This window comes from Shewanella sp. N2AIL, from assembly GCF_022690845.1.
Classification (GTDB): Bacteria; Pseudomonadota; Gammaproteobacteria; order Enterobacterales; family Shewanellaceae; genus Shewanella; species Shewanella baltica.
This window is the reverse complement of the sequence record NZ_JALBYT010000111.1, coordinates 1-265: the sequence shown is the minus strand read 5'-3', so window position 1 is coordinate 265 and position 265 is coordinate 1. Positions and strand designations below refer to the sequence as shown.

At 42.6% G+C, this 265-nt stretch carries 1 rRNA gene; it reads left to right on the top strand.

Going from position 1 to position 265, the window contains the following annotated elements:
• Positions 1 to 167: 167 nt before the first annotated feature.
• Positions 168 to 265: ribosomal RNA gene (locus MO387_RS20950) — 23S ribosomal RNA — on the top strand; the annotation flags it as partial.

Here is a 265-nt window from a genome sequence, read left to right as displayed (position 1 = left end):
TGAGTTCTCAAACACTTTATTAAGTGTCTTGAATATTCAAAAGTAAATTATTCTTAGTTGAATAGTTTACGTCTAAGGCGCGTCCACTTCTTTGGTCAGAAGTGAGACAAGTAAAACCAAGCTGGTCTCAATGCGGCGCAGATGAGTGAAACTCATTTGGGTTGTATGGTTAAGCGACTAAGCGTATACGGTGGATGCCTTGGCAGTCAGAGGCGATGAAGGACGTAGTAACTTGCGAAAAGCGTTGGCGAGCTAGTAACAAGCA